This window comes from Clostridioides sp. ES-S-0049-02 (assembly GCF_020658465.1).
Taxonomy (GTDB): Bacteria; Bacillota; Clostridia; order Peptostreptococcales; family Peptostreptococcaceae; genus Clostridioides.
The window spans coordinates 1-613 of record NZ_JACVWG010000057.1 but is presented as its reverse complement, the minus strand read 5'-3'; the positions used below and the strand labels follow the sequence as shown (position 1 = coordinate 613).

Sequence of the window (613 nt, the reverse complement as noted above, 5' to 3'; positions counted from 1 at the left end):
ATGGAGAGGTGTCCGAGTGGTTTAAGGAGCTGGTCTTGAAAACCAGTGACTTCGAAAGGGGCCGTGGGTTCGAATCCCACCCTCTCCGCCAAATGCCCAGATAGCTCAGTCGGTAGAGCAGGGGACTGAAAATCCCCGTGTCGGTGGTTCGATTCCGCCTCTGGGCACCAAGAATATGGCGGTATAGCTTAGTTGGCTAGAGCGTTCGGTTCATACCCGAAAGGTCATAGGTTCGACTCCTATTACCGCTACTAAAATTTAATGTGGGCCATTAGCTCAGTTGGTTAGAGCGCCCGGCTCATAACCGGTAGGTCTGGGGTTCGAGTCCCTGATGGCCCACCACATTAAATTAATAAAATTTCGAGGTGTAGCGCAGTTTGGTAGCGCACATGGTTTGGGACCATGGGGCCGGGGGTTCGAGTCCCTTCACCTCGACCAATATAATGGTGGGTATAGCTCAGTTGGTTAGAGCGCCAGATTGTGGCTCTGGAGGTCGTGAGTTCGACTCTCATTATCCACCCCAACTAATATGGTCTATTAGCTCAGTCGGTAGAGCACCTGACTTTTAATCAGGGTGTCCCGCGTTCGAGTCGCGGATAGATCACCAAAAAGG

7 tRNA genes are annotated in these 613 nt (G+C 51.9%); all 7 read left to right on the top strand.

The annotated features are described in order from the left end of the window. Window positions 1-2: 2 nt before the first annotated feature. The 7 genes from IC213_RS20580 (at window position 3) to IC213_RS20550 (ending at window position 607) form a co-directional block, all read left to right on the top strand. Window positions 3-91 (top strand) — tRNA-Ser (locus IC213_RS20580). Window positions 92-94: 3 nt separating this feature from the next. Further along, a tRNA-Phe gene (locus tag IC213_RS20575) sits at window positions 95-170 on the top strand. A 7-nt stretch (window positions 171-177) separates the two neighbouring features. After that, window positions 178-251: transfer RNA gene (locus IC213_RS20570), tRNA-Met, on the top strand. Window positions 252-265: 14 nt separating this feature from the next. Next, window positions 266-342, top strand: a tRNA-Ile gene (locus tag IC213_RS20565). A gap of 19 nt (window positions 343-361) precedes the next feature. Then, a tRNA-Pro gene (locus tag IC213_RS20560) sits at window positions 362-438 on the top strand. 8 nt (window positions 439-446) lie between these two features. Then, window positions 447-523 (top strand) — tRNA-His (locus IC213_RS20555). 8 nt (window positions 524-531) lie between these two features. Beyond that, window positions 532-607, top strand: a tRNA-Lys gene (locus IC213_RS20550). Window positions 608-613 lie beyond the last annotated feature (6 nt).